The 21,355-nt window shown below is 65.4% G+C and carries 23 protein-coding genes; 5 read left to right on the forward strand and 18 right to left on the reverse strand.

Going from position 1 to position 21,355, the window contains the following annotated elements; all coding sequences use genetic code 11:
- Nucleotides 1-27: 27 nt before the first annotated feature.
- The gene (locus NLM32_RS44205; RefSeq protein WP_254134904.1) at nucleotides 28-1,125 is read right to left on the reverse strand and encodes a quinone-dependent dihydroorotate dehydrogenase; all 1,098 of its coding nucleotides are present in this window, start codon (nucleotides 1,123-1,125) and stop codon (nucleotides 28-30) included.
- Nucleotides 1,122-1,466, reverse strand: a complete 345-nt coding sequence (locus NLM32_RS44210) for a DUF952 domain-containing protein (RefSeq protein WP_254134905.1) — start codon at nucleotides 1,464-1,466, stop codon at nucleotides 1,122-1,124. The genes NLM32_RS44205 and NLM32_RS44210 overlap by 4 nt, the downstream gene beginning before the upstream one ends.
- 213 nt (nucleotides 1,467-1,679) lie before the next feature.
- On the opposite strand from NLM32_RS44210, the gene NLM32_RS44215 reads away from it, so the two are divergent.
- Nucleotides 1,680-2,333 carry a helix-turn-helix transcriptional regulator gene (locus NLM32_RS44215; RefSeq protein WP_254134906.1) on the forward strand — a complete coding sequence of 218 codons (654 nt, stop codon included), beginning with the start codon at nucleotides 1,680-1,682 and terminating at the stop codon, nucleotides 2,331-2,333.
- A 187-nt stretch (nucleotides 2,334-2,520) separates the two neighbouring features.
- On the opposite strand, the gene NLM32_RS44220 is transcribed toward NLM32_RS44215, so the two are convergent.
- From NLM32_RS44220 to NLM32_RS44240, 5 genes are all read right to left on the reverse strand, one after another.
- Nucleotides 2,521-4,164 (reverse strand): lysine--tRNA ligase, encoded by a 1,644-nt coding sequence (locus tag NLM32_RS44220; protein ID WP_254134907.1) that lies wholly within the window; start codon nucleotides 4,162-4,164, stop codon nucleotides 2,521-2,523.
- Between the two features lie 226 nt (nucleotides 4,165-4,390).
- Nucleotides 4,391-5,338, reverse strand: a complete 948-nt coding sequence (locus NLM32_RS44225) for a transporter substrate-binding domain-containing protein (protein ID WP_254135558.1) — start codon at nucleotides 5,336-5,338, stop codon at nucleotides 4,391-4,393.
- Nucleotides 5,339-5,430: 92 nt separating this feature from the next.
- Nucleotides 5,431-6,021 (reverse strand): SCO family protein, encoded by a 591-nt coding sequence (locus NLM32_RS44230; protein WP_254134908.1) that lies wholly within the window; start codon nucleotides 6,019-6,021, stop codon nucleotides 5,431-5,433.
- Between the two features lie 24 nt (nucleotides 6,022-6,045).
- Nucleotides 6,046-6,240, reverse strand: coding sequence for a hypothetical protein (locus NLM32_RS44235; RefSeq protein ID WP_254134909.1), 195 nt, complete (start codon nucleotides 6,238-6,240; stop codon nucleotides 6,046-6,048).
- Between the two features lie 108 nt (nucleotides 6,241-6,348).
- Nucleotides 6,349-6,870 carry a hypothetical protein gene (locus NLM32_RS44240; protein WP_254134910.1) on the reverse strand — a complete coding sequence of 174 codons (522 nt, stop codon included), beginning with the start codon at nucleotides 6,868-6,870 and terminating at the stop codon, nucleotides 6,349-6,351.
- A gap of 251 nt (nucleotides 6,871-7,121) precedes the next feature.
- On the opposite strand from NLM32_RS44240, the gene NLM32_RS44245 reads away from it, so the two are divergent.
- The 4 genes from NLM32_RS44245 to NLM32_RS44260 all read left to right on the forward strand — a co-directional run bounded on the left by NLM32_RS44245 (nucleotide 7,122) and on the right by NLM32_RS44260 (nucleotide 10,702).
- A complete protein-coding gene (locus tag NLM32_RS44245; protein ID WP_254134911.1) occupies nucleotides 7,122-8,792 on the forward strand; it encodes an FAD-binding dehydrogenase in 1,671 nt (556 codons plus the stop codon).
- Between the two features lie 3 nt (nucleotides 8,793-8,795).
- A complete protein-coding gene (locus NLM32_RS44250; protein ID WP_254134912.1) occupies nucleotides 8,796-9,713 on the forward strand; it encodes a PHB depolymerase family esterase in 918 nt (305 codons plus the stop codon).
- Nucleotides 9,714-9,830: 117 nt separating this feature from the next.
- Entirely contained in the window at nucleotides 9,831-10,181 is a 351-nt protein-coding gene (locus tag NLM32_RS44255; protein ID WP_148774597.1) for a RidA family protein, read from the forward strand.
- Between the two features lie 155 nt (nucleotides 10,182-10,336).
- Nucleotides 10,337-10,702, forward strand: a complete 366-nt coding sequence (locus NLM32_RS44260) for a nuclear transport factor 2 family protein (protein ID WP_254134913.1) — start codon at nucleotides 10,337-10,339, stop codon at nucleotides 10,700-10,702.
- A 194-nt stretch (nucleotides 10,703-10,896) separates the two neighbouring features.
- On the opposite strand, the gene NLM32_RS44265 is transcribed toward NLM32_RS44260, so the two are convergent.
- From NLM32_RS44265 to NLM32_RS44315, 11 genes are all read right to left on the reverse strand, one after another.
- Nucleotides 10,897-11,739, reverse strand: a complete 843-nt coding sequence (locus NLM32_RS44265; RefSeq protein WP_254134914.1) for an amidohydrolase — start codon at nucleotides 11,737-11,739, stop codon at nucleotides 10,897-10,899.
- 3 nt (nucleotides 11,740-11,742) lie between these two features.
- Nucleotides 11,743-12,723 (reverse strand): aldo/keto reductase, encoded by a 981-nt coding sequence (locus NLM32_RS44270; protein ID WP_254134915.1) that lies wholly within the window; start codon nucleotides 12,721-12,723, stop codon nucleotides 11,743-11,745.
- A gap of 97 nt (nucleotides 12,724-12,820) precedes the next feature.
- Complete coding sequence (locus tag NLM32_RS44275; protein WP_254134916.1) at nucleotides 12,821-13,753, reverse strand: sugar-binding protein; 933 nt, start codon at nucleotides 13,751-13,753, stop codon at nucleotides 12,821-12,823.
- A 93-nt stretch (nucleotides 13,754-13,846) separates the two neighbouring features.
- Nucleotides 13,847-14,917, reverse strand: a complete 1,071-nt coding sequence (locus NLM32_RS44280) for an ABC transporter permease (protein WP_254134917.1) — start codon at nucleotides 14,915-14,917, stop codon at nucleotides 13,847-13,849.
- Nucleotides 14,917-15,675 carry an ATP-binding cassette domain-containing protein gene (locus tag NLM32_RS44285; protein ID WP_254134918.1) on the reverse strand — a complete coding sequence of 253 codons (759 nt, stop codon included), beginning with the start codon at nucleotides 15,673-15,675 and terminating at the stop codon, nucleotides 14,917-14,919. The genes NLM32_RS44280 and NLM32_RS44285 overlap by 1 nt, the downstream gene beginning before the upstream one ends.
- 8 nt (nucleotides 15,676-15,683) lie before the next feature.
- Nucleotides 15,684-17,006 (reverse strand): xylose isomerase, encoded by a 1,323-nt coding sequence (gene xylA / locus NLM32_RS44290; RefSeq protein WP_254134919.1) that lies wholly within the window; start codon nucleotides 17,004-17,006, stop codon nucleotides 15,684-15,686.
- Nucleotides 17,007-18,461, reverse strand: coding sequence for a xylulokinase (gene xylB, locus NLM32_RS44295; protein ID WP_254134920.1), 1,455 nt, complete (start codon nucleotides 18,459-18,461; stop codon nucleotides 17,007-17,009).
- Between the two features lie 145 nt (nucleotides 18,462-18,606).
- A complete protein-coding gene (locus NLM32_RS44300; protein ID WP_254134921.1) occupies nucleotides 18,607-19,665 on the reverse strand; it encodes a LacI family DNA-binding transcriptional regulator in 1,059 nt (352 codons plus the stop codon).
- A 92-nt stretch (nucleotides 19,666-19,757) separates the two neighbouring features.
- Entirely contained in the window at nucleotides 19,758-20,219 is a 462-nt protein-coding gene (locus NLM32_RS44305; RefSeq protein WP_254135559.1) for a GNAT family N-acetyltransferase, read from the reverse strand.
- Between the two features lie 2 nt (nucleotides 20,220-20,221).
- Entirely contained in the window at nucleotides 20,222-20,734 is a 513-nt protein-coding gene (locus NLM32_RS44310) for a GNAT family N-acetyltransferase (RefSeq protein ID WP_254134922.1), read from the reverse strand.
- Entirely contained in the window at nucleotides 20,734-21,315 is a 582-nt protein-coding gene (locus tag NLM32_RS44315; protein ID WP_254134923.1) for a helix-turn-helix domain-containing protein, read from the reverse strand. The genes NLM32_RS44310 and NLM32_RS44315 overlap by 1 nt, the downstream gene beginning before the upstream one ends.
- Nucleotides 21,316-21,355 lie beyond the last annotated feature (40 nt).

Raw genomic sequence — 21,355 nt, forward strand, 5'->3', positions numbered from 1 at the left:
CCCCGCACGCGGGGAGAGGCGAAGAACTTACATCCCCGGCCAGTCTTCCGCTGTCAGCGTCGCCGCATCGGCACCGACGATCTCGGACAGCGAATCGCGCCCCGTGCGCAACAGGGTCGAGGTGAGATCGCGCTTGATCTCGTCGACGAGGCCGAGGCCCTTGTAGACCAGCGACGAATAGAGCTGGATCAGGCTCGCGCCGGCGCGGATCTTCGTCAGCGCCGCGCCGCCGGAATCGACGCCGCCGACGCCGATCAGCGGGAAGGCGCCCTCGACGCGGACATAGGTCTCCGCGACCATGCGCGTCGACAGGCGGAACAGCGGCCGGCCCGACAGGCCGCCCTGCTCCTTCGACCGCATTTCCTCGCGCAGCGTGCTCGGCCGCGCAATCGTCGTGTTCGACACGATCATGCCGTCGACCTTGCGCGAGCGCGCAACCTGCACGACGTCGTCGAGCTGGGCGAGACTGAGATCAGGCGCGATCTTCAGCAGCACCGGCGTATCGCCCGCCTTCTGCCTGACCCGCTCGCGCGCTTCGATCACGCGTCCGAGTAGATCGTCGAGCAGCGTACCTTCCTGCAGATTGCGCAGGCCCGGCGTGTTCGGCGAGGAAACGTTCACAGTGAAGTAGCTCGCGACCGGCGCAAAGGTCTCGATCAGCTTGACGTAGTCGGCGACGCGATCCGGCGAATCCTTGTTGGCACCGACATTGACGCCGACGATGCCGCCGTTCGCCGCGCGCGCAGCGAGCCGGCGCAGCGCGACCTCCGCGCCGTCATTGTTGAAACCCATGCGGTTGATGACGGCTTCGTCACGCTCCAGCCGAAACAGCCGCGGCCGCGGATTGCCTCCTTGCGGCTTCGGCGTCACCGAGCCGATCTCGACGAAGCCGAAGCCGAGCCGCAGCAATGCATCCGGCACTTCCGCGCTCTTGTCGAAGCCTGCGGCCATGCCGATCGGGTTGGGAAAGTTGAGCCCGAACGCGCGCACCGCGAGTTTTGGATCGTCGCTGCGCGGCTTCACCGGCGGCAGAAAGCGCAGGCCCTGGATCGCCAGGCGGTGCGCATCTTCCGGATCGAGCCAGCGCAACACCGGCAGCGAGAAAGCATCGAAAGCGCGGATCACGGGGCGAGCTCCGGGGTATCGTGGCCGCCATCGGAGCGCATGTTGAGATTGATCACCGAGAGCACCGCGCCGAGATCGAGTTCCCCATAAAGATGCGGAAACAGCTCGTCGTTGCGCGAACGCTCCCAGCGCAATTCGACGCCGAGCGCGTCGCCGTCGACCTCGACCAGGAACAGCGCGCGCTGGCCGAAATAATGCTTGCGCAAGGTCTCCGGAACCTGGGCGGCGGTCGAGAAGTGGATGAATCCATCGCGCGAGTCATCCGCGCTGCCGCTGTACACGCCGTGCCGTTCTGCCTCGCGCCAGGCCGAGGCCGGACAGATTTTGTAGATCTTGACCACCGCTACCGGAGCCCTGTTTGCCGCTGAGCCGCTTGTCGAGTCAGCCCATTGAGTCTTTTGGGTTTTTTCGTCTCTTGCGGGTGTTAAAACCCGGCGCGACCGTAAAGGCCGCCTTCCCTGAACTCAAGAGTTTGCCGCCACCCCTTGCGCGAAAAACGGAAAACCGGTTGATTTGAGGACAGTTTTCCTGAGTTGCGACGGGCTGGACCTTCCATGGTCAAACAGGCCAAAGCGCAGAGGATGCTGACCCACGACCAGATCTGGGGCGCGCTGGATCGCCTGGCCGCGCGCGCCGGGCTGTCGTCGTCCGGCCTTGCCAAGCGGGCCGGGCTCGACCCCACCACCTTCAACAAGTCCAAGCGCGTCACCTCCGACGGCCGCGAGCGCTGGCCCTCGACCGAATCGATCGCGAAGGCACTGGCGGCCGCGGAGTCCACGATCGACATTTTCGCCAGGCTGATCGGCGACGATTCCGGCGACGGCCGCACCGTGCCGCTGCTTGGCATCACGCAGGCCGGCGCGAACGGCGCGTTCGACGAATCCGGCTTTCCATCCGGCAAGGGCTGGAGCGAGATCGCATTGCCGGCCGCCGAGGACAGCCACGCCTTCGCACTGGAGATTTCCGGCGATGCGCTCACGCCCGCCTATCGCGACGGCGACGTCATCCTGGTCTCGCCCGGCGCTCCGATCCGCAAGGGCGATCGCGTGGTGGTGAAGACGAAGACGGGCGAATTGATGCTCGCGACGCTGAAGCGCCGCACGGCGAAGGGGCTGGACTTGCAGCCACTCGATGCAACGCAAGACGAGCACGCGATGGCGGCGGGTGATGTTGCCTGGATCGCGAGGATTGTTTGGGCGAGCCAGTGAGGGGGATGCAGTGGCCCCGCATTCAGTGTCGTCCCGGCGAAGGCCGGGACCCATAACCACAGGGAGTAGTTTTGCGGAGGGGTCGAAGTTGCACTTCGGTACGACGACCGCCGGCCATCGATAGATCACGCGGTATGGGTCCCGGCCTTCGCCAGGACGACAGCGGAGTGTGACGCAACACCGCCCCTCACGCACTCCTTGCCAGCGCGCCGTCGATCATGTTGACCGCGTTCTGCACGCCGTACACCGCCACGAACGAGCCGAAGCGCGGGCCCTTCTCCTGGCCGAGCAGCACCTGATAGAGCATGTTGAACCAGTCGAGCGTCACGCCCGGACGGCCGTCCTTGCCCTTCTTGACCTGGTCGAGGAACGGCTCGCGGCGGCCGATCTCGTAGACGACGTTCTGGATGTCTTCGGCCGACGCGTCCGCCGGAAGCTGCGACAGCGCTTCGCGCAAATCCTGCAGCGCGGCGCGCTCCGTATCTGTCGGCACGCGGAACTGCTTCGTCGGCGCGACGAAATCGCGATAATAATTGATGGCGTAGCCGACCATCGCATCCAGCTTCGGATGCGTCTGCGGGCTCACGCCGGGACGATAGCGGCCGATGAAACCCCACAGCGTCTCGGCGTTTTCCGCGTTCGACGACGACACCAGCGTCAGCAGAAGCTGGAACGTGACGGGCATATCGCCCTGCGGCGGACGGCCCGCATGGATGTGCCAAACGGGATTGCCGAGTTGCTGCTTGCCATCCTGCTTCGCGAAGCCATCAGTGAATTGCTGATAGTCGTCGACCTGGCGCGGGATGACGTCGAAAAACAGCCGCTTCGCCGCCTTCGGCTCGCGATACATGAACAGCGACAGCGATTCCGGCGAGGCGTAGCGCAGCCATTCGTCGATGGTCAGGCCGTTGCCCTTCGACTTCGAGATCTTCTGGCCCTTCTCGTCGAGGAAGAGCTCATAGTTGAAGCCTTCGGGCGGCGTGCCGCCGAGCGCCCTGGCGATGGCGCCGGAGAGCTTCACGGAATCGATCAGGTCCTTGCCCGCCATTTCGTAGTCGACGCCGAGCGCGACCCAGCGCATCGCCCAGTCGGCCTTCCACTGACACTTGACGTTGCCGCCGGTGACGGGCGTCTCAACCTCTTCGTTGGTATCGGGATCGACATAGGTCACCGTGCCGGCGGGGACGTCGCGGCGGATCATCGGCACCTGCAGCACGACACCCGTGGTCTTGCTGATCGGGAGGAACGGCGAATAGGTGGCGCGGCGATCCGGGCCGAGCGTCGGCAGGATGATCTCCATCACCTTGTCGTAGGCCGCGAGCATCTTGAGCAGCGTCGCATCGAAGCGGCCGGACTTGTAATAGACGGTCGAGCTCGCGAACTCGTAGTCGAAGCCGAAATGATCCAGGAACGCGCGCAGGCGCGCGTTGTTGGCGTCACCGAACGAGGGATGCTCGTTCGAGAACGGGTCGGGCACCGCGGTGAGCGGCCGCCCCAGATATTGCGCCAGCAGATCCTTGTTCGGCACGTTGTCCGGCACCTTGCGGAAGCCGTCCATGTCGTCGGAGAAGGCGAGCAGGCGCGTCTTGATCTTGTCCTCGGTCAGCACCCGAAAAGCATGGCGCACCATCGAGGTGCGCGCGACCTCGCCGAACGTGCCGATATGCGGCAGGCCTGAGGGACCGTAGCCGGTCTCGAACAGCACCTCGTCCTTCGGGCTTTTCTTCAGCCGCGCGACAATGGCCTTCGCCTGCTCGAACGGCCAGGCGTTGGATTGTTCGGCGAGCGCACGAAGATCGCTCGGGGTCATGTTCGGGTCGATAACGGACATCAAAGGGCCTCCGGGCCGCGGAAAATAGCGATTTTTGCGCGGAATGCAAAAGTTGGTACGGCTATCGCCGCTCTTACTCCCTCGCCCCGTTCTTACGGGGAGAGGGTTGGGGTGAGGGGCTGCTTCCGCGATCACGGTGAGAGCTGGACTCGCGGAGAGTCCCCCTCACCCGGATTGCATCTTCGATGCAATCCGGCCTCTCCCCGCACGCGGGGAGAGGCGAAGATCAAAACGGGCTCACCGAGAAATACCGCAGCCACAGATCCGTGTAGCGGCCTTTTTCCCAGACGCGGAACAGGGCCCAGTTCAGGGCCTGACGCAGCACGTCGTTGCCCTTGCGCACGGCGATGCCGATGCCTTCGCCGAAGAAGCGGCTCTCGACGAAGGGGCCACCGGAGAAGGCACAGCAATCGCCGGAATCGGTGCCGTTGATCCAGAACGCCAGCGAGATGGCGTCGCCGAAGATGAAATCGACCTCGCCCTTGCGGAGCGCATTGCGCAAGCTGTCGTCGTTGGGATAGCCGTGCAGCTCGGCGTCGGTGAACATCGCCTTCAGGTAGGCCTCATGCGCGGAGCCCGCGATGACGCCGACCTTCTTGCCCTCGAGATATTCGGGCCGGATCTCCGGCATCACCGCATCCTTGCGCGAGGCGAAGCGCGCCGGCACGCGGTAATAGGGGTCGGTGAAATCGACGCGCGCGCGAAGCTGCGGGCTCACCGCTATGGACGCAATGATCGCATCGCCCCGGTTCGAGGTGAGCGCATCGACCAGCGTCTCGAAGCGGCGCATCTGCACCGTGCAGGTGACCTTGATCTCCTCGCACAGGCTGCGCGCGAGATCGACGTTGAAGCCGGCCGGATTGCCGTCGGCACCGGTGTAGTTGAACGGCGGATAGTCGGTCTCGGTCAGGAAGCGGATCACGGTCAGGCGCGACAGATCGGGCCGCTCCGGGCGCCGCCGCGGGTCCCAGAAGCCGGGCACGGCCTGGGGGGCGGCTTGAGGCGCAGCTTGAGGCGTAGCTTGGGTCGTGGCTTGCGGCGCAGCCGGCGGCTGCTTCGCCGGCGCCTGGGCGTTCGCGTTGGGCAGGCCTGTGAGCAGGCACGCGGCGAGGCCCAGCCCGGCCAGCAAGCCGCGGGCAGATTTGGACGATTTCGCCTGTTGCGATGGAGCCATCGGCCGGAAATGAATGAATTTCATTGGGATCGGAAGGCCTTATAGACCATCCGGCCGGGAACGCGAGCGCGGAATGTGATTAACCAGAGGCCTCAGAGATATCGCTTCAGCTCGGTCGCGGCCTCTTCGGGGCTGCGCTTCAGGTTGAACGGCGAGACGAAACGGCCGTCGCGGTCCATCAGGTAGATCAGCGCGGTGTGGTCCATGGTGTAGTCGCCGTCCTTGGTCGGGACCTTCTTGGCATAGACCCGGTAGGAGGTGATCACCTTGGCGGTCTCGGCGGGATCGCCGGACAGGCCCTCGAGATGCGGATCGAAGCTGGCGAGATAGTCCTTCATAATCGCTGGCGTGTCGCGCTCGGGATCGACCGAGATGAAGACGGCGTTGACCTTGTCGGCATCCTTGCCCATCGCGCGCAGCACTTCCGAGATCTCGAACAGCGAGGTCGGGCAGACGTCGGGGCAATGGGTGTAGCCGAAGAAGATCAGGGTCGGCTTGCCCTTGAGGTCCTTGTCGGTGAAGGCCTTGCCGGCCTGGTCGGTGAGCTGGAACGGGCCGCCGATCGCGGCTGGCTGCGCCACCTTGCTGACCCCGCCCATGGCCCAGAACAGCACCAGCAGACCGACGACGAGGCTCGAGGCGAAGGCGGTCGCAATCACCAGCGGACGGGCAGTGGAGCTCATGAGCGGAAAACTTCCTGTCGCGGGTCAGAAGCAGGCGGCAAAGCCGGTCCTGATCATTTCGAAGAACACCTGGGAGCCGTAATGGAACCAGAGCGCGAGCGCGCCGATGACCATCAGCCCACCGAGCCCTGCACCGGCCAATAGCAGCACGGAGGCCGCGCGGCCGGCATTGGGCGAATTGTCCTCTAGCGGATGGGCCGTGTGCTTTGGTTGAGCCATCACAATTATCGGAGCGAAGGCCCCGGTTCCCAGGCTCTCAGATAAGCTTTGGCCCGCCTGCGGGCAAGGCGCCGCGGCGGGCCAGAACGATCCCTCAGGTCGGGAATGTCAGTGCAGGAGCTGGCCCCGGGCGGATTCGAGCTGGTCCGCTTGGGGGAGGGGCCCGCGCGACGGCTTGTTGGTCGAGGCCTGCGCGTCCAGATAGCAGGGCTTGTACATGGCCTGGAGCTGCCTGCCCTTCAGGAACAGCATGTGCGGCGTGAGGCCGCCGCGCTGCGTGATCCAGCGCTTCACCTGAGAGGGATACATCGCATAGAGCATCTGGGTCGCTTCGGCATTGGTCACGGCGCGACCGTTGGTGCCGAAATCCCAGGCGGCGTGGAAGCCGAGCGTCGCGTGCGAGGTGACGCAGATGCGGTCGTGCGGGATGGCGCCGAGGACGATGGTGCAGGCGGAGGCGCAGAGGCCGTCGATGATGACGGTATCACCGGACTGGCGCAGATCCTGGTACTTGTCGACGTAGGTTCCGATCCGGCCGCCGCGGTCATCCGCGATTCGAACCACTGCGTGAGACGCCCCCATGCAAGCGATCAGGCAAACCGTCGCAAGCAACCCCGTCAGAAACTTCATTATCCCCCGCCCCGGTCGTTTTCGAATCTGCGTGTCAGGTGGTGATGCGCGCCTAGCGTCGGTCGACTCCGTGGTTTTGTCTAGGCAGGCCGGCTCGCTCAAAACAAATTCAAATCCAGTGTTGCGTCCGCGCTGCACTCGGCCGGCCTTCATCCCAAAGTGGAACAAGTTAACGGTGTCTTACGCGCCACGCCCTTGATCTCAGTTACCGCAACTGGCTTCAATTCCGGGCAACTACAGGGGGGGAACTCATGGCCGGGCATTCGACCGAGCAGGCTGACGTGATTGTCGTCGGCGGAGGACTATCGGGATTGGTGGCGGCGACCGAGATTGCGGATGCCGGCAAGCGCGTGATCGTCGTCGACCAGGAGGGCGAGCAGTCGCTCGGCGGCCAGGCGTTCTGGTCGTTCGGCGGATTGTTTCTGGTTGATTCGCCGGAGCAGCGCCGGCTCGGCATCAAGGACTCCTTCGAGTTGGCGATGCAGGACTGGCTCGGCACCGCCGGCTTCGACCGCGACGAGGATTATTGGCCGCGCAAATGGGCCGAGGCCTATGTGGCGTTCGCGGCCGGCGAGAAGCGCGACTGGCTGCGCGCGATGGGGCATCGCATCTTCCCCGTGGTCGGCTGGGCCGAGCGCGGCGGCTACGACGCGATGGGCCACGGCAATTCGGTGCCGCGCTTTCACGTCACCTGGGGCACCGGCCCCGGTATCGTCGAGCCGTTCGAGCGCCGCGCACGCGAAGCCGCCGGGAGCGGCCGGCTGATCTTCAAATTCCGCCATCGCGTCGATGCGCTCTCGATCACCAACGGCACGGTGGACGGCGTCAGCGGCGCGATCCTCGCGCCTGATAACGTCGCGCGCGGCAAGAGCTCGTCGCGCGATGTCGTCGGCGAGTTTGCGCTGAAGGCACAGGCCGTGATCGTGGCGTCCGGCGGCATCGGCGGCAATCATGATCTGGTGCGGGCGAACTGGCCGGAGCGGCTCGGCGCGCCGCCGAAATTCATGATCTCGGGCGTCCCCGAGCATGTCGACGGCCGCATGATCGGCATCACCGAAAAGACGGGCGCGCGGCTGATCAACCGCGACCGCATGTGGCATTATGTCGAGGGCATCCAGAACTGGTCACCGATCTGGCCACGCCACGGCATCCGTATCCTGCCGGGCCCCTCCTCGATGTGGTTCGACGCCACCGGCACGCGGCTGCCGGCGCCGCTGTTTCCGGGCTCCGACACGCTCGGCCAGCTCAAATATATCATGTCGACCGGCTATGATTATTCCTGGTTCATCCTGACGCAGGCCATCATCAAGAAGGAGTTTGCGCTGTCGGGCTCGGAGCAGAACCCCGATCTCACGGGCAAGAGCTGGCGCATGACCTTGCGCCGCGCCACCAACAAGGGCGCGCCGGCGCCGGTAGAGGCGTTCAAAAGCCATGGTGTCGACTTCATCGTGCGCGACAAGATCGAGGACCTCGTCGCCGCCATGAACAAGCTCGCCGGTAATGATTTGCTCAAGCTCGACGAGATCAGGATGCAGATCGAGGCGCGCGACCGCGAGATCGCCAATCCCTACGTCAAGGACGCGCAGGTGATGAACATCCACAATGCGCGGCGTTACATCGGCGACAAGCTGATCCGCACGGCGTCGCCGCATCGCATTCTCGATCCGGAGAAGGGACCGCTGATCGCGGTCAAGCTCAACATCCTCACCCGCAAGACACTGGGCGGATTCGAGACCGATCTCGACTCGCGCGTGTTCGGCGCCGAGGGCAGCGTCATCCCCGGCCTCTATGCGGTCGGCGAAGCCGCCGGCTTCGGCGGCGGCGGCGTGCACGGCTATCGCTCGCTCGAGGGCACCTTCCTCGGCGGTTGCCTGTTCTCGGGCCGCAACGCCGGCCGCGCCGCGGCAAAAGCGGTGGGGTAAATCATGAAGTGGTGGATGCGCGTCGGGGCATTTGTTGCGGCGCTCACCGCAGCGCCGGCGGCCTCCGCCGAGACGATCGACGTCAACGGCACGATGCGCTCCTACACCGTACAGCTGCCGGCGAAGAAACCGGCGCCGCTCGTGATCGTGCTGCATGGCAAGACCCAGCGCGGCGCCGACATGGTCACGCGGACGGCGTGGCCGCAGGTCGCCAAACGCGAGGCGCTGGCTGTGGTGTTTCCCGACGGCCTCAACCATGCCTGGGCCGATGCGCGGACGAAAGCGGGGCCTGAACTGCGTGGTCCACCGCCGGGCACCGATGACATCGCTTTCATCACAAAGCTCGTCGAGAAACTGGTGGCCGACGGCACGGCCGATGCCAAACGCGTCTATGTCACCGGCGTTTCCAATGGCGGCGCCATGGTGATGACGCTGGTCTGCGCGCGCGCCGATCTGTTTGTGGCCGGCGCCAGCGTGATCATGAACCTCACCGATGAGACCGCCGTCACCTGCCATCCGTCGCGGCCGCTGCCGATGCTGATCATGAACGGCACGGCCGATCCGCTGATCCCCTATGAGGGTGGACGCGGGTCGAGCTATTTTGCCGCAGACGGTTTCTGGTCCACCGAGAAGACCGTGGCATTCTGGCGCGAGCTCAATGGCTGCGAGAGCGACGACGCCAGCGTGACTGATCTTCCCGGTAAGGCGCCCGACGATCAATCCAGCGTCACGCGGATCACATCACGCTGCCCTGCAGGGCACGACGTCCTGCTTTATCGCATCAACAATGGCGGACATCGCATGCCCGGATTTGCGCCGGATGCCCGCTTCCCGAAGGTTGCAACCGGCCTGCTCGGGCCGCAGAATGCCGACATCGACGGCGCCGAGACGATTTGGGCTTTCTTCAGCCGGTTTCGTTGAACGAGCGCATGCGTTACTCGTGGCGCATGCATTGGCGGCAACGCATGCGTGCCCGGGGTGGCACAGCGCGAGGTGCTGCGCTAGACAGGGCCGCCATTCCCAACAGGAGATCCCGTTATGAGCATTCAGCGTTTTGAAACCGGCCCGCGCATGAGCCAGGTCGTCGTGCACGGCAACACCGTTTATCTCGCCGGTGTCGTCGCCAACAACGCGGCCGGCGAAAGCGTGACCAAGCAGACCCAGGACATCCTGAAGACCATCGACGGCCACCTCGCCAAGGCCGGCACCGACAAGTCGAAGCTGCTGTCGGCCACGATCTACATCACCGACATGAAGACGTTCCAGGAAATGAACGCCGTGTGGGACGGCTGGGTGTCGCCCGGCAACACCCCGGCCCGCGCCACCGTCGAAGCCAAGCTGGCGGCGCCGCAATACACCGTTGAGATCATGGTGACCGCTGCGAAGTAAATTCGCGCGGAACCGACATGCGACAAGAGCGCGATGAGACCATCATCGCGCTCTTTTTTTTTGCGAACCATGATCTCCGAGGTAATCGATCCTCGCACGCGAACCTTCGATAGTCCGGCCAGCCGAACCACACGGCGCCATCGAAGGAGAGTCTCATGACCGACCACGTCACCATCGCCCGCCGCTACATCGATCTCTGGAACGAGCGCGCACTAGATCGCCGCCGCGAACTGCTCAGCGAGAACTGGACGGCGGATGCGAGCTATGTCGATCCGCTGATGAAGGGGGACGGCCGGGACGGTATCGATGCGCTGATATCAGGCGTGCAACAGCGCTTTCCGGACTTCAAGTTCAGTCTGCTCGGCGAGCCCAACGGCTACGGCGACCATGTCCGCTTCTCGTGGGGCCTTGGACCTGAAGGTGTCGACAGCCCGATCAAGGGGACCGATTTCGCCGTGCTGAAGGACGGGCGGATCAAGAGCATCACGGGCTTTCTGGATCAGGTGCCCGCGGGGGCGTGAGGGCGATAAGCGCCGCCTCAAACACCGGTGTCGTCCCGGCGAAGACCGGGACCCATACCGCGTGATCTCTCGGATTGCGAGCGGTAGGCGTACCGAACGACTGATCTTCGCCAAACTCCTCCCTGGGGTTATGGGTCCCGGCGTTCGCCGGGACGACGGCTGTGATTGGGCGCGCGTTTGCGCCGATCACATCATCACGCCAGCCGATACGCCCGCTTCGCATTCACCCCGAACGCCTTCTCGCGCACTTGCGGCCCCAGCTTCGCCAGGCACGTCTCCAGCGCGCCCTTGATCTCGCCGTAGCTGCCCGCGAGCAGGCACACCGGCCAGTCCGAGCCGAAGATCAGGCGGTCCTCGCCAAAGCAGTTCGCGACGTGCTGGACGTACGGAAACAGCCGCTCCGCGTCCCAATCATCCCACTTGGCTTCCGTCGCGAGGCCCGAGACTTTGCACCAGACGTTGTCGCAGGCCGCAAGCGCCGCGATGCGGTCGGACCATTCGGCGCTGCCGCCATCGGCGATCGGCGGTTTCGCGGCGTGGTCGAGCACGAAGCGGCCCTGCGGAAAGGCTTTTGCAGTCGCGATCGCGGCGGGGAGCTCGCGGGTGCGGACCAGAAGATCGTAAGTGAGATCGTGGGCGAATACGGCCGCCAGTCCGCGCTGGACATCGGCGCGCAGCAGCCAGTCGGGATCGGCCTCGTCGTGGACCTGGTGACGGATGCCGACCAGCTTTGCGCCACCCGGCAGGCCGTGTAGCCGATCAAGCGTGTCGCCGAGCGCGGCATCGGTCAGATCGGCCCAGCCGACGACACCGATGACGGAGGGCGTCGCATGTGCGACGGCCAGGAATTCCTCGGTCTCCGCGAGCGACGAGCGGCATTGCACCCCGATGCTTGCGTCGATGCCGTTCGCCTTCAAGAGCGGTGCGAGATCGGCGGGCCCGAAGGCACGGCGGATCGGCGTGAGCTCAGGCGCCTCCATCCAGGGATAGTCGGCGCGCGCGGGATCCCAGAAATGCTGGTGGGCGTCGATCGCCATGTCTCACGCTCCGCCAGGCAGCGGCGACCGTGCGTCGACGAGGTTTTTCGCGCGCAGCTCCTGCCAGAAGGCTTGCGGCACCGTGCGCTCCGACATCGCGATGTTGTCGGCGACTTCCGCGGCGTTGCGCGCGCCCATCACGGCGACCGCCACGGCCGGATGGGCCATGCAGAACTGGAGCGCAGCGGCCTTCAGTTCGGTGTCGTGCTTGCGGCAGAGCTGGTCGAGCTCGAGCGCACGCGCAACGAGCGCCGCATCAGCGTCCTCATAGTTGAACTTCGCGCCCGCATGCGGATTGGCGAGGATACCGCTATTGTAGATGCCACCGAGCAGGATGCCGATGTTCTTCGCAACGCAAACCGGAAACAGCGCGTTCAGCGCGCCCTGGTCGAGCAGCGTATAGCGGCCGGCGAGCAGGAAGCAGTCGACCGGCACCGCTTCGGCGAAACGCGTCAGCATCTCGGACTGGTTCATGCCGGAACCGATCGCCTTCACGGTGCCATCATCGCGCAGACGCACAAGCGCGCGGAAGGCGCCGCTGACGGCATCGTCATAGTGATCGTCGGGATCATGCACGAGCAGGACGTCGACGCGATCGAGCCCGAGCCGGACCAGGCTCTCCTCGACCGAACGCATCACGCCGTCATAGCTGAAATCGAACTGCGGCCGCAGTGCAGGCGCGTCCTTGTAGTGATCGTCCTCGATCGTCGCGCTACCGGGCGCGCGCAGCAGGCGGCCGACCTTGGTCGAGATCGCATAGGACTCGCGCGGCTGCTGCCGCAGGAAAGCACCCAGTCGTTGTTCCGCCAGGCCAAAGCCGTAGAGCGGCGCGGTATCGTAAAAGCGGACGCCGAGCGACCAGGCCTTCGCGACGGTGGCCTCCGCGTCGGCATCGCTGACCGCCGAAAACAGGCCGCCGAGCGGCGCCGAGCCGAGACCGATCGAAGTGACATCAAGACCATCAGCAAGCTGGGTACGCTTCATTGCAATTTCCTTCCAAAGCAGCACTCCCTCCCCCGCGGCGGGAGAGGGAGTGTAACGCAGGAACGTCGGGGCTGGGAGACGTTCCTGCTTGACGTCTCTACTTCAAGAGTTGAGCGACGTTATCCTTCGTCACCAGGTCGAGGCCGGTGTAGATCGTTTCCGGAACCTTCTGACCCTTCTTGATAGCCAACAGCGTATCCATCGACTTCTCGCCCATTTCGAACGGACGCTGGCCGGTGAGCGCGTTGGAGTAGCCGTCGCGCAGCAACTCGAGCTGCATCTTCAGCGTATCGGCAACGACGAGCGTCAGCTTGCCGCTGTCGATGTCCTTCTTGTTCTTGTTGACGAAGGCCTTGAAGCCTTCCGGCGCGAACATCGGCCAGCCGCCAACGGGAACGATCGCGGCGAGATCCGGCGTCGCGGTGCGCAGGTCGGACATCTGCTGGACCGCGAGCGTGGAATCGTCGTTGCAGAAGGTCGGCGACCCCTGGACCTCGACCCACTTCGAGCCCTTGAGTGCTTCGCGAACGCCATCGACGCGTTCGGCAAGGTTCTTCGCACCCGGACCACCGGAGACCATGGCGTACTTGCCGCCCTCGGGCCGGAGCTGCAGCAATTGCTTGCCAAGCGCGACGCCGAAGTCCTTGTTGTTGGTGCCAATATAGGATTGCCGCTTGGAACCCGGCGCGTCCGCGTCAAACGTGATGACGGGGATGCCTGCTGCAGCCGCCGCGTCGATCGACTTGGTCATCGCCGCGACGTCGGCAACCGAGATCGCGAGCCCATCCACCTTCTGGGTGATGAAGTCCTGGATGATCTGCGCCTGCGTCGCCGGCTCGTGCTCGATCGGTCCCTTGTAGATGCACTCGACGTTACCGAGCTCCTTGGCGCGCTTCATGCAGCCGTCGCGCGCCACGTCGAAGAACGGGTTGTTCATCGCCTTGGGCACGACGGCGAACTTGTAGGTCTGGGCAAATGCCGGGGTCGCCATCATCGCGATGGTCACGCCGGCCAACAGAAGCTTCTTCATTTCTTCCCTCCACACTTTGTTGCCTATCCATTTGTGATGTGATGCCCCGGCAGGCGGATAGACGATGTTTCGTTGTCCTTCCGGAGTAACTGGTTAGGTCATGCGCGAGCGGATGCGGTCGACCAGCACGGCCAGGATGATGATCACGCCGACCAGCGTCTGCTGCCAGTAGGAGTTGACCTGCGCAAGCACGAGGCCGTTGCGGATCACCTCCAGCAGCACGCAGCCGACGATGGCGCCCAGGGGGCCGCCGAGGCCGCCGGCAAGGTTGGCGCCGCCGATCACCGCGGCGGCGATGACGTTGAGCTCGTAGGACGTCGCCATATTCGCGGGCGCGGATCCCAGCCAGCCCGAGATGATGATGCCTTGCAGGCCAGCGGCGAGCGCGCAGATCACGTAGACCTCGATCTTCACGCGCACAACCGGGATGCCGGTCAATTCGGCAGCCTTCTCGTTGCCGCCGAGCGCAAAGACATGGCGGCCGAAGCTGGTGTGATGCAGCACGACCGCCATCACAACGGCCAGGATCACCAGATAGATGAAGGGCGCGGGCACACCGAGCACATCACCCGAGGTCAATCCGTAGAACAGGTCGGCGTCGGGCCCACCCGGAAAGCTGCCACGGCCGTTCGAGACGACATAGGCGAGCCCGCGCACGATCGAGAGCATGCCGAGCGTGGTGACGAACGGCGACAGCCCGAGCACCGCAATGCAGAAGCCGTTGACGATTCCGACGATGAACGCGACGAACAGACCTGCTAGCACCGAGATCAGGAGGATCAAGCCGGGCACATTGGCGACGACGGTCTTGCCGTCGGCGGCCAGATGGACGAACGCCGATCCCGGCGCCGACAGCTCCACCATGACCATGGAGGTGATCATCGCGGAAAAACACATCATCGAGCCGACGGAGAGATCAATGCCGCCGGTGATGATGACGAACGTGATCCCGAGCGTGGCGATGGCGATGAAGGAGAAGTTCTTCGCCACGTTCTGCATGTTCCCTTCGGTGAAGAAATAGGGACTGGCAAACCGCATCACGATCATCAGCACGATGAGCGCCAGCAGGACGTAACCGGTCTGCGAGGCAAAGATGCCGCGGTGCCACCATTTGCTGCGACCGACATTGGTGAAGGAGATCGGGTTTTCCATGGGTACGGACATCACGCCGCCTCCTTCGCGCCGGTGATGAGGGCTGTGACTTCCTCGGGGGACGTCTCGTGGATCGGCTTGTCGGCCCGCTTCTCGCCGCGGCGCATGACGATCACGCGGTCACACACCGCGAACACGTCGGGCATGCGGTGGGAGATCAGCATCACGGCGACGCCCTGCTCTTTCAGACGATGGATCAGGCCGAGGACCTGCTCCACCTGACGTACCGAGATCGCGGCCGTCGGCTCGTCCATCATCACGAGTCTTGCGTTTGAGAGCCGCGTCCGCGCGATCGCGACCGCCTGGCGTTGGCCGCCGGACATCTGCTTGACGAGATCGTGGGGGCGCGTCTCCGAGCGCAGCTCGCCGAACAGCTCCAGCGCGCGCGAAGCCATGGCCTTGTGGTCGAGCAAGGCGATGGGCCCGAATTTGCGTTTGAGCTCGCGGCCGAGGAATACGTTGGCGGCGGCCGTCAGATTGTCGGCCAGCGCGAGGTCCTGATAGACGACCTCGATCCCGACCGCGCGGGCGTCGATGGGCCGGTTGAAATGGACCGCACTGCCACCGAAGCGGATTTCGCCATGGCTGGGGCGGAAATTGCCGGCGATGATCTTGACCAGCGTCGACTTGCCGGCGCCGTTGTCGCCCATCAGGCCAACCACTTCGCCAGGCTGCACATGCATATCGACGTCATGCAGCGCGCGGATGGCGCCGAACTCCTTGCCAATGCCGGAGAGTTCGAGGACCGGTGTTGTGTCAGCACTTGCCATCAGCCACCTCAGACGTAGCGGTTAACGAGGGATTCCAGATATTCCTGCCGTCCCGAGCGCGGCTGCGGGTCGAAGCCCGACCCCAGCGCGCGATCGGCGAGATCGGCGAGCGAGCGCTGGCCGCCGAGAATGGCCCGTCCCTCGGCGCCGGCCCATCCATTGTAGCGGTCGGCGAGCGGCGCCGTGAGGGCGCCGGCATCGAGCATGTCGGCGGCAGCGAGGAACGCGCGCGCGCAGGCATCCATCGAGCCGACATGGGCATGGATGAGATCATCGGGGTCGATCGACTGGCGGCGGATCTTGGCGTCGAAATTGAGCCCGCCCGAGGTGAAGCCGCCGCGGTTCAGGATCTCGTGGAACACCAGCGCCAGCTCGCCCACATTCATCGCGAACTGGTCGGTGTCCCAGCCGAGCAGATCGTCGCCGCGGTTGATATCGAGAGAGCCGAACACGCCGAGCGCCTCGGCGAGCGCGACCTCGTGATGGAAGGAGTGCCCGGCGAGGATGGCGTGGTTCTGCTCGATGTTGAGCTTGACGTCCTTGAGCAGATCGTAGCGCGCGAGGAAGCCGTAACAGGTGGCGACGTCGAAATCATATTGATGCTTGGTCGGTTCCTTCGGCTTCGGCTCGATCAGGATCGGGCCCTTGAAGCCGATCTTGTGCTTGTGCTCGACGACGAGCGAGACGAAGCGGCCGAGCTGATCGAGCTCGCGCTTGAGATCGGTGTTGAGCAGCGTCTCGTAGCCCTCGCGGCCGCCCCACAGCACATAGTTCTGGCCGCCGAGCCGGTGCGTCACCTCCAGCGCGGCGCGGACCTGGCCGGCGGCATAGGTGAAGATCTCGGGGTCCGGATTGGTCGCGGCGCCTGCCATGTAGCGGCGATGCGTGAACAGGTTTGCAGTGCCCCAGAGCAGGCGGACTTTTGCCGTGGCCATCTTCGCTTCGAACAGGTCCGCGATCACGTTGAGATTGGCCACGGATTCAGCGAGCGAGGCGCCTTCGGGCGCCGCATCGACGTCGTGGAAGGTGAAGAAGGGCACATCGAGCAGGCGGAACAGCTCGAAGGCGGCATCGGCCTTGGCGCGCGCCATCGCCATCGGATCGGAGCCGTGATGCCACGGCCGCAAGAAGGTCTCGCCGCCGAAGGGATCTGCGCCTGGCCAGCAGAACGAATGCCAATAGCACACGGCAAAGCGCAGGTGATCCTCCAGCCTGCGGCCATGAACCATGCGATCCTTGTCGTACCAGCGGAAGGCGGGTGCATTTCCCGCATCCTTGCCGGCAAAGGCAACGGGTGCGCTGACATCGAAGAATTTGGCTGACGCGTTCACTTAAAGACTCTCCTTCAAGGCGGGATAAAGCGCGCGCCAGCGGCGATAGGCCTCGTCGTAGGCGGACGCTGCGGAGGCGCGGGGCACGAAACTGGCGAGCCGTCGGGGACGGGTGCAGATTTGGGCGGGATCGTCGCCGGTGGCGGCAAGCCGGCCGAGCCGCGCTGCGCCGAGCGCCGCGCCGACCTCGCCCTCCTCGACGCGGTGCACGGCGATGCCGAGCACGTCGGCGCAAATCTGCGCCCAGAGCGGCGAGCGCGAGCCGCCGCCGACGAGATCGACGTCCGTGATCGCTCCGCCTGCCGCGCTCAGCGCCGCCAGATTGTCGCGCGCGGCGAAGGCGACGCCTTCGAGCACGGCCTGGACGATCTGGCTGCGGCCGGTCGCCGCGCGCAAGCCGACGAAGGCGCCGCTCGCGGTGGCGTCGTTGTGCGGGGTACGCTCCCCGTCGAGATAGGGCAGGAATTTGACCGGGCTCGGCCCGTCGACGCGCTCGCCGAGCGGCGCGAGGAGCGCGGCCGCAGGCGTCTCCATCACACCTGCGAGCCAGGCGAGTGAGGCGGCCGCCGACAGCATCACGCCCATCTGGTGCCAGAGACCCGGCAGCGCGTGGCAGAACGCATGCACCGCCGCTTCCGGCGCCGGTGCAAAGCGATCGGTGACACGGAACACGACGCCGGACGTGCCGAGCGACAGGAAGGCATCGCCGGGGGCGATCGCACCGAGCCCGATCGCGCTCGCGGCATTGTCACCGGCGCCGCCGGCGACGACGACGTCGTTCGCCATGCCCCAGCGTTGCGCGAATTCGCCCGCAAGCACTGCGCTGACCGCGCTGCCCTCGACCAGGCGCGGCATGTGTTGCAGGTCGAGCCCGGTGGCGTGCAGCAGCTCCGCCGACCAGTCGCGCCGGCCGACGTCGAGCCACAGCGTCCCCGCGGCGTCCGACATGTCTTCGGCCATCTCGCCGGTGAGGCGATAGCGGACATAGGCTTTCGGCAGCAACACCTTGGCGACGCGTTCGAAAACATCGGGCTCGTGCCGCGCCACCCAGAGCAGCTTTGGCGCGGTGAAGCCGGGCATGGCCAGATTGCCGGCGATGGCGTGCAACGAAGGGCAGCGTCGCTCGAGCTCGACGCATTCGGCGTGCGAGCGGCCATCGTTCCAGAGGATCGCGGGCCGCAGCGGGCGTCCGTCCGCGCCGAGCAGCGTCGCGCCATGCATCTGGCCTGACAGCCCGATGCCGCGCACCTGCGCGACGTCGCGCGGGTGCAGGCGCGCGAGATCATCGACCGCGCCGATCGCCGCATCGACCCAGGAATCGGGATCCTGCTCGGACCACAGCGGCGCAGGGTGCGACAGCGCAAGCTCGCGCGACGCCGTCGCGACGACCGCGCCGGCTTCGTTCACGAGCACCGCCTTCACACCGGACGTGCCGATGTCCAATCCGAGATACAAACTCGTCCCTCCCTCATCGTTTGAGCGTGACCTGGTCGGAAAACCGCTGCCCGCTTTTCCGGATCACGCTGCCGCGGTGCACGAACTGACGTCGCGCTTTCCGCAATCACTCACTTCAAAACACAAGGCACCGCGCGCCTTGCGGCTACGGCAGATTGTCCCGCATCAGGATGTCGATGCGGATATTCTCCTGTTCGCTCAAGATCGGCTCGTTACGCGCTAGCGACAGCAGCACGCGCACGGCAGCGCGCGCCTCGTGCCCCGGATTTTGCGAGATCGCGACATCCAGCGTGCCCTGCAGCAGCAGCCTTCGCGTCATCGCGGTGAGATCGTGGGCGATGAACATGATCTGCTTCTCGCGGCCGGCCTCGGTCAGCGCCTTGGCCACGCCTTGCGTGCCGGCGCCGACATTGTAGAGGCCGATGATGTCGGGATGCTTGCCGAGCAGCCGCGATATCAGCTGCTCGGAGCGGTCGTCATCGTCGCGCCCCTCGAGCAGGGGCAGGATCTCGAGGTCCGAAAATTCCGACGCCATCACCTGGTTGAAACCAAAAATGCGCTCGGCATGGTCACGCAGGCCCTGCGATCCCGCGATGATGGCGATCTTGCCCGGCTTGTGGCCGACCAGCCGCCCAACCAGGGCGCCGGCGGTGCGGCCGGCGGCGATGTTGTCGATGCCGACATAATGGTGGCGGCGCGACGACGGCACGTCCGAAACCAGCGTCACCACCTTGGTGCCGGCATCGACGAGATCGTTGATCGCGGCGCGAACGCCGGGATGATCCAGCGCGACCACGGCAACGCCGTCGTAATCGCCCGCCAGCGCTTCGAGCGACGTCGCGAGCACGGACGGGTCGAACACATCGGTATTGATCAACTCGACGCTGAGACGGCGGGCCGAGAGCCAGGCCGACATCTCGCCGAGATAGGCCTCGATCTGCTGCATGAACGGGTTCGCCCCGGTCGGCATGACGAAGGCAAACCGGCGGGCACGGCCGCGGGCGAGCTCGGCGGCCGCCACATGCGGCTGGAAGGCATTGCGCGCGATCGTCTCCTGGACGCGCCGGACCGTGTCCGGCCGCACGCCGGGGCGGTTATGCAGGACGCGATCGACCGTCGCCAAGCTGACACCGGCCTCGCGGGCGATGTCCTTCAACGTCAGCACGGCGGAGACGGTCAGACTTTCGGAAGTCTCTTGGGCCATGCCTGAAGGCTAGCAGAGGCGTTTTGAGGTGCGCAACTCATTTTGAGGGACAGGACGATATTTTCGAGTCCCGGTTGCGCCGGGGTTTGGCGCTAGGTCCCGAGGTCGAGGGTCAGGAAGAGACTGTTGCGGTCCTCGACATAGCTCTCGAACGGCGCGCATGGCACGAAGCCGTGGGCCTGATAGAGCGCGTGCGCCGGCTTGAAATAGTCCCACGAGCCCGTCTCGAGGCTCAGCCGCCGGATGCCGCGCCGGCGCGCCTCCGCGATGATGTGGCGGAGCATCAGGCCACCAAAGCCGCGGCGGCGCGTGGTCTGCAGCGTGTGCATCGACTTCACCTCGCCGTGGTCGGCGGTGAGCGTCTTCAGCGCGCCGGTCGCGACCAGCGTCTCGTCGTCCCAGCCGGTCCAGAACGCGACGTCATGAGCGCGAAGCCCTGCGAGATCGAGCGCATGCGCGCTGCCCGGCGCGGTCTGCGCCCGCGCGGCGGTGACGTGATGGTCGAGCAGCGCGACAACGCGCGGATCGAAGGTGTCGCCGGTGCGGATCTGCATGGTCATGGCCTTACGTCGCTCGCAAGCTGCTTCTGCATGAAGACGAGATCGAGCCAGCGGCCGAACTTGCAGCCGACCTCCGGCATGCGGGCGACCTCGATGAAGCCGAGCGAAGCGTGCAGGCCGATCGAGCCGGCATTGGCAGCGTCGATCCCCGCGATCATGGCATGCTTGTTGAGCGCCGTGGCGCGCTCGATCAACGCGGCGACCAGGCTGCGGCCGATGCCTGCGCGATGATGCCGCTCGTCGACATAGACCGAATTCTCCACGGTGTGGCGATAGCCCGGAAAGGGACGGAAATCGCCGAACGAGGCGAAGCCGACGACGTCCCTGCCCTTCATCGCGACCAGCACGGGATAGCCGGCCTGCTGCCGCGCGCGGATCCAGTCGCGCCGTGAATCGAGATCGGCCGGGCCGTCGGTCCAGACCGCCGTGGTGTTGATCGCGGCGAAATTGTAGATGGCGAGGATATCCCCGGCATCTTCCAGCGTAGCGTCCCGGACGATCAGCGACATCACATCTTCCCGTATGAGGTGCCGCGCCGCGTGATGATGACGTAGCGCGCATCCTGTTTGGTTTCGTTCTCGAAGGTGACCGCGCGCATGACGTCGAAGTCGAGACAATCGCCGTCACGCAGCCGCACCGCCTTGGCGTCGATGTGGACGCAGACCGCGCCTTCCAGCATCAGCAGCTGCTGGGTGAAGGCGCTGCGGCCCCAGGGGCTGTAGGCCACACGCGCGCCGGCCGGGAGGTCGACGACGATGATCTCGATGCCGCTCGCCGCATCGGCCGGCGAGGCATGACGTCGCCGGTAGCCGCTGTCGGGATCGCGCCATTGCGGCTGATCGGCCAGCCGCGTCAGCCGCTCCGGCGGTTTCTCCGAGAGCGCGACGACGTCGCTGAGCGAGACATCGAGCGCCGCACAGAGCTTGTTGAGCAACGCCGCCGTGGCACTGCTCTGCGCCCGCTCGACCCGCCCGATCATGGCCCGGCTGACACCGGAGCGGCTCGCGAGTTCGTTCAAGGTCATGCCGGCCTGCGTCCTCAGAATCTTCAATCGGCGACCGATCGCCCTGTCGAGTTTTTGCTGGTCCATGGTCTTCCGATCCGAACATCGCCCGGCGCATGGACCGCAT

It is taken from the genome of Bradyrhizobium sp. CCGUVB14 (genome assembly GCF_024199935.1).
Classification (GTDB): Bacteria; Pseudomonadota; Alphaproteobacteria; order Rhizobiales; family Xanthobacteraceae; genus Bradyrhizobium.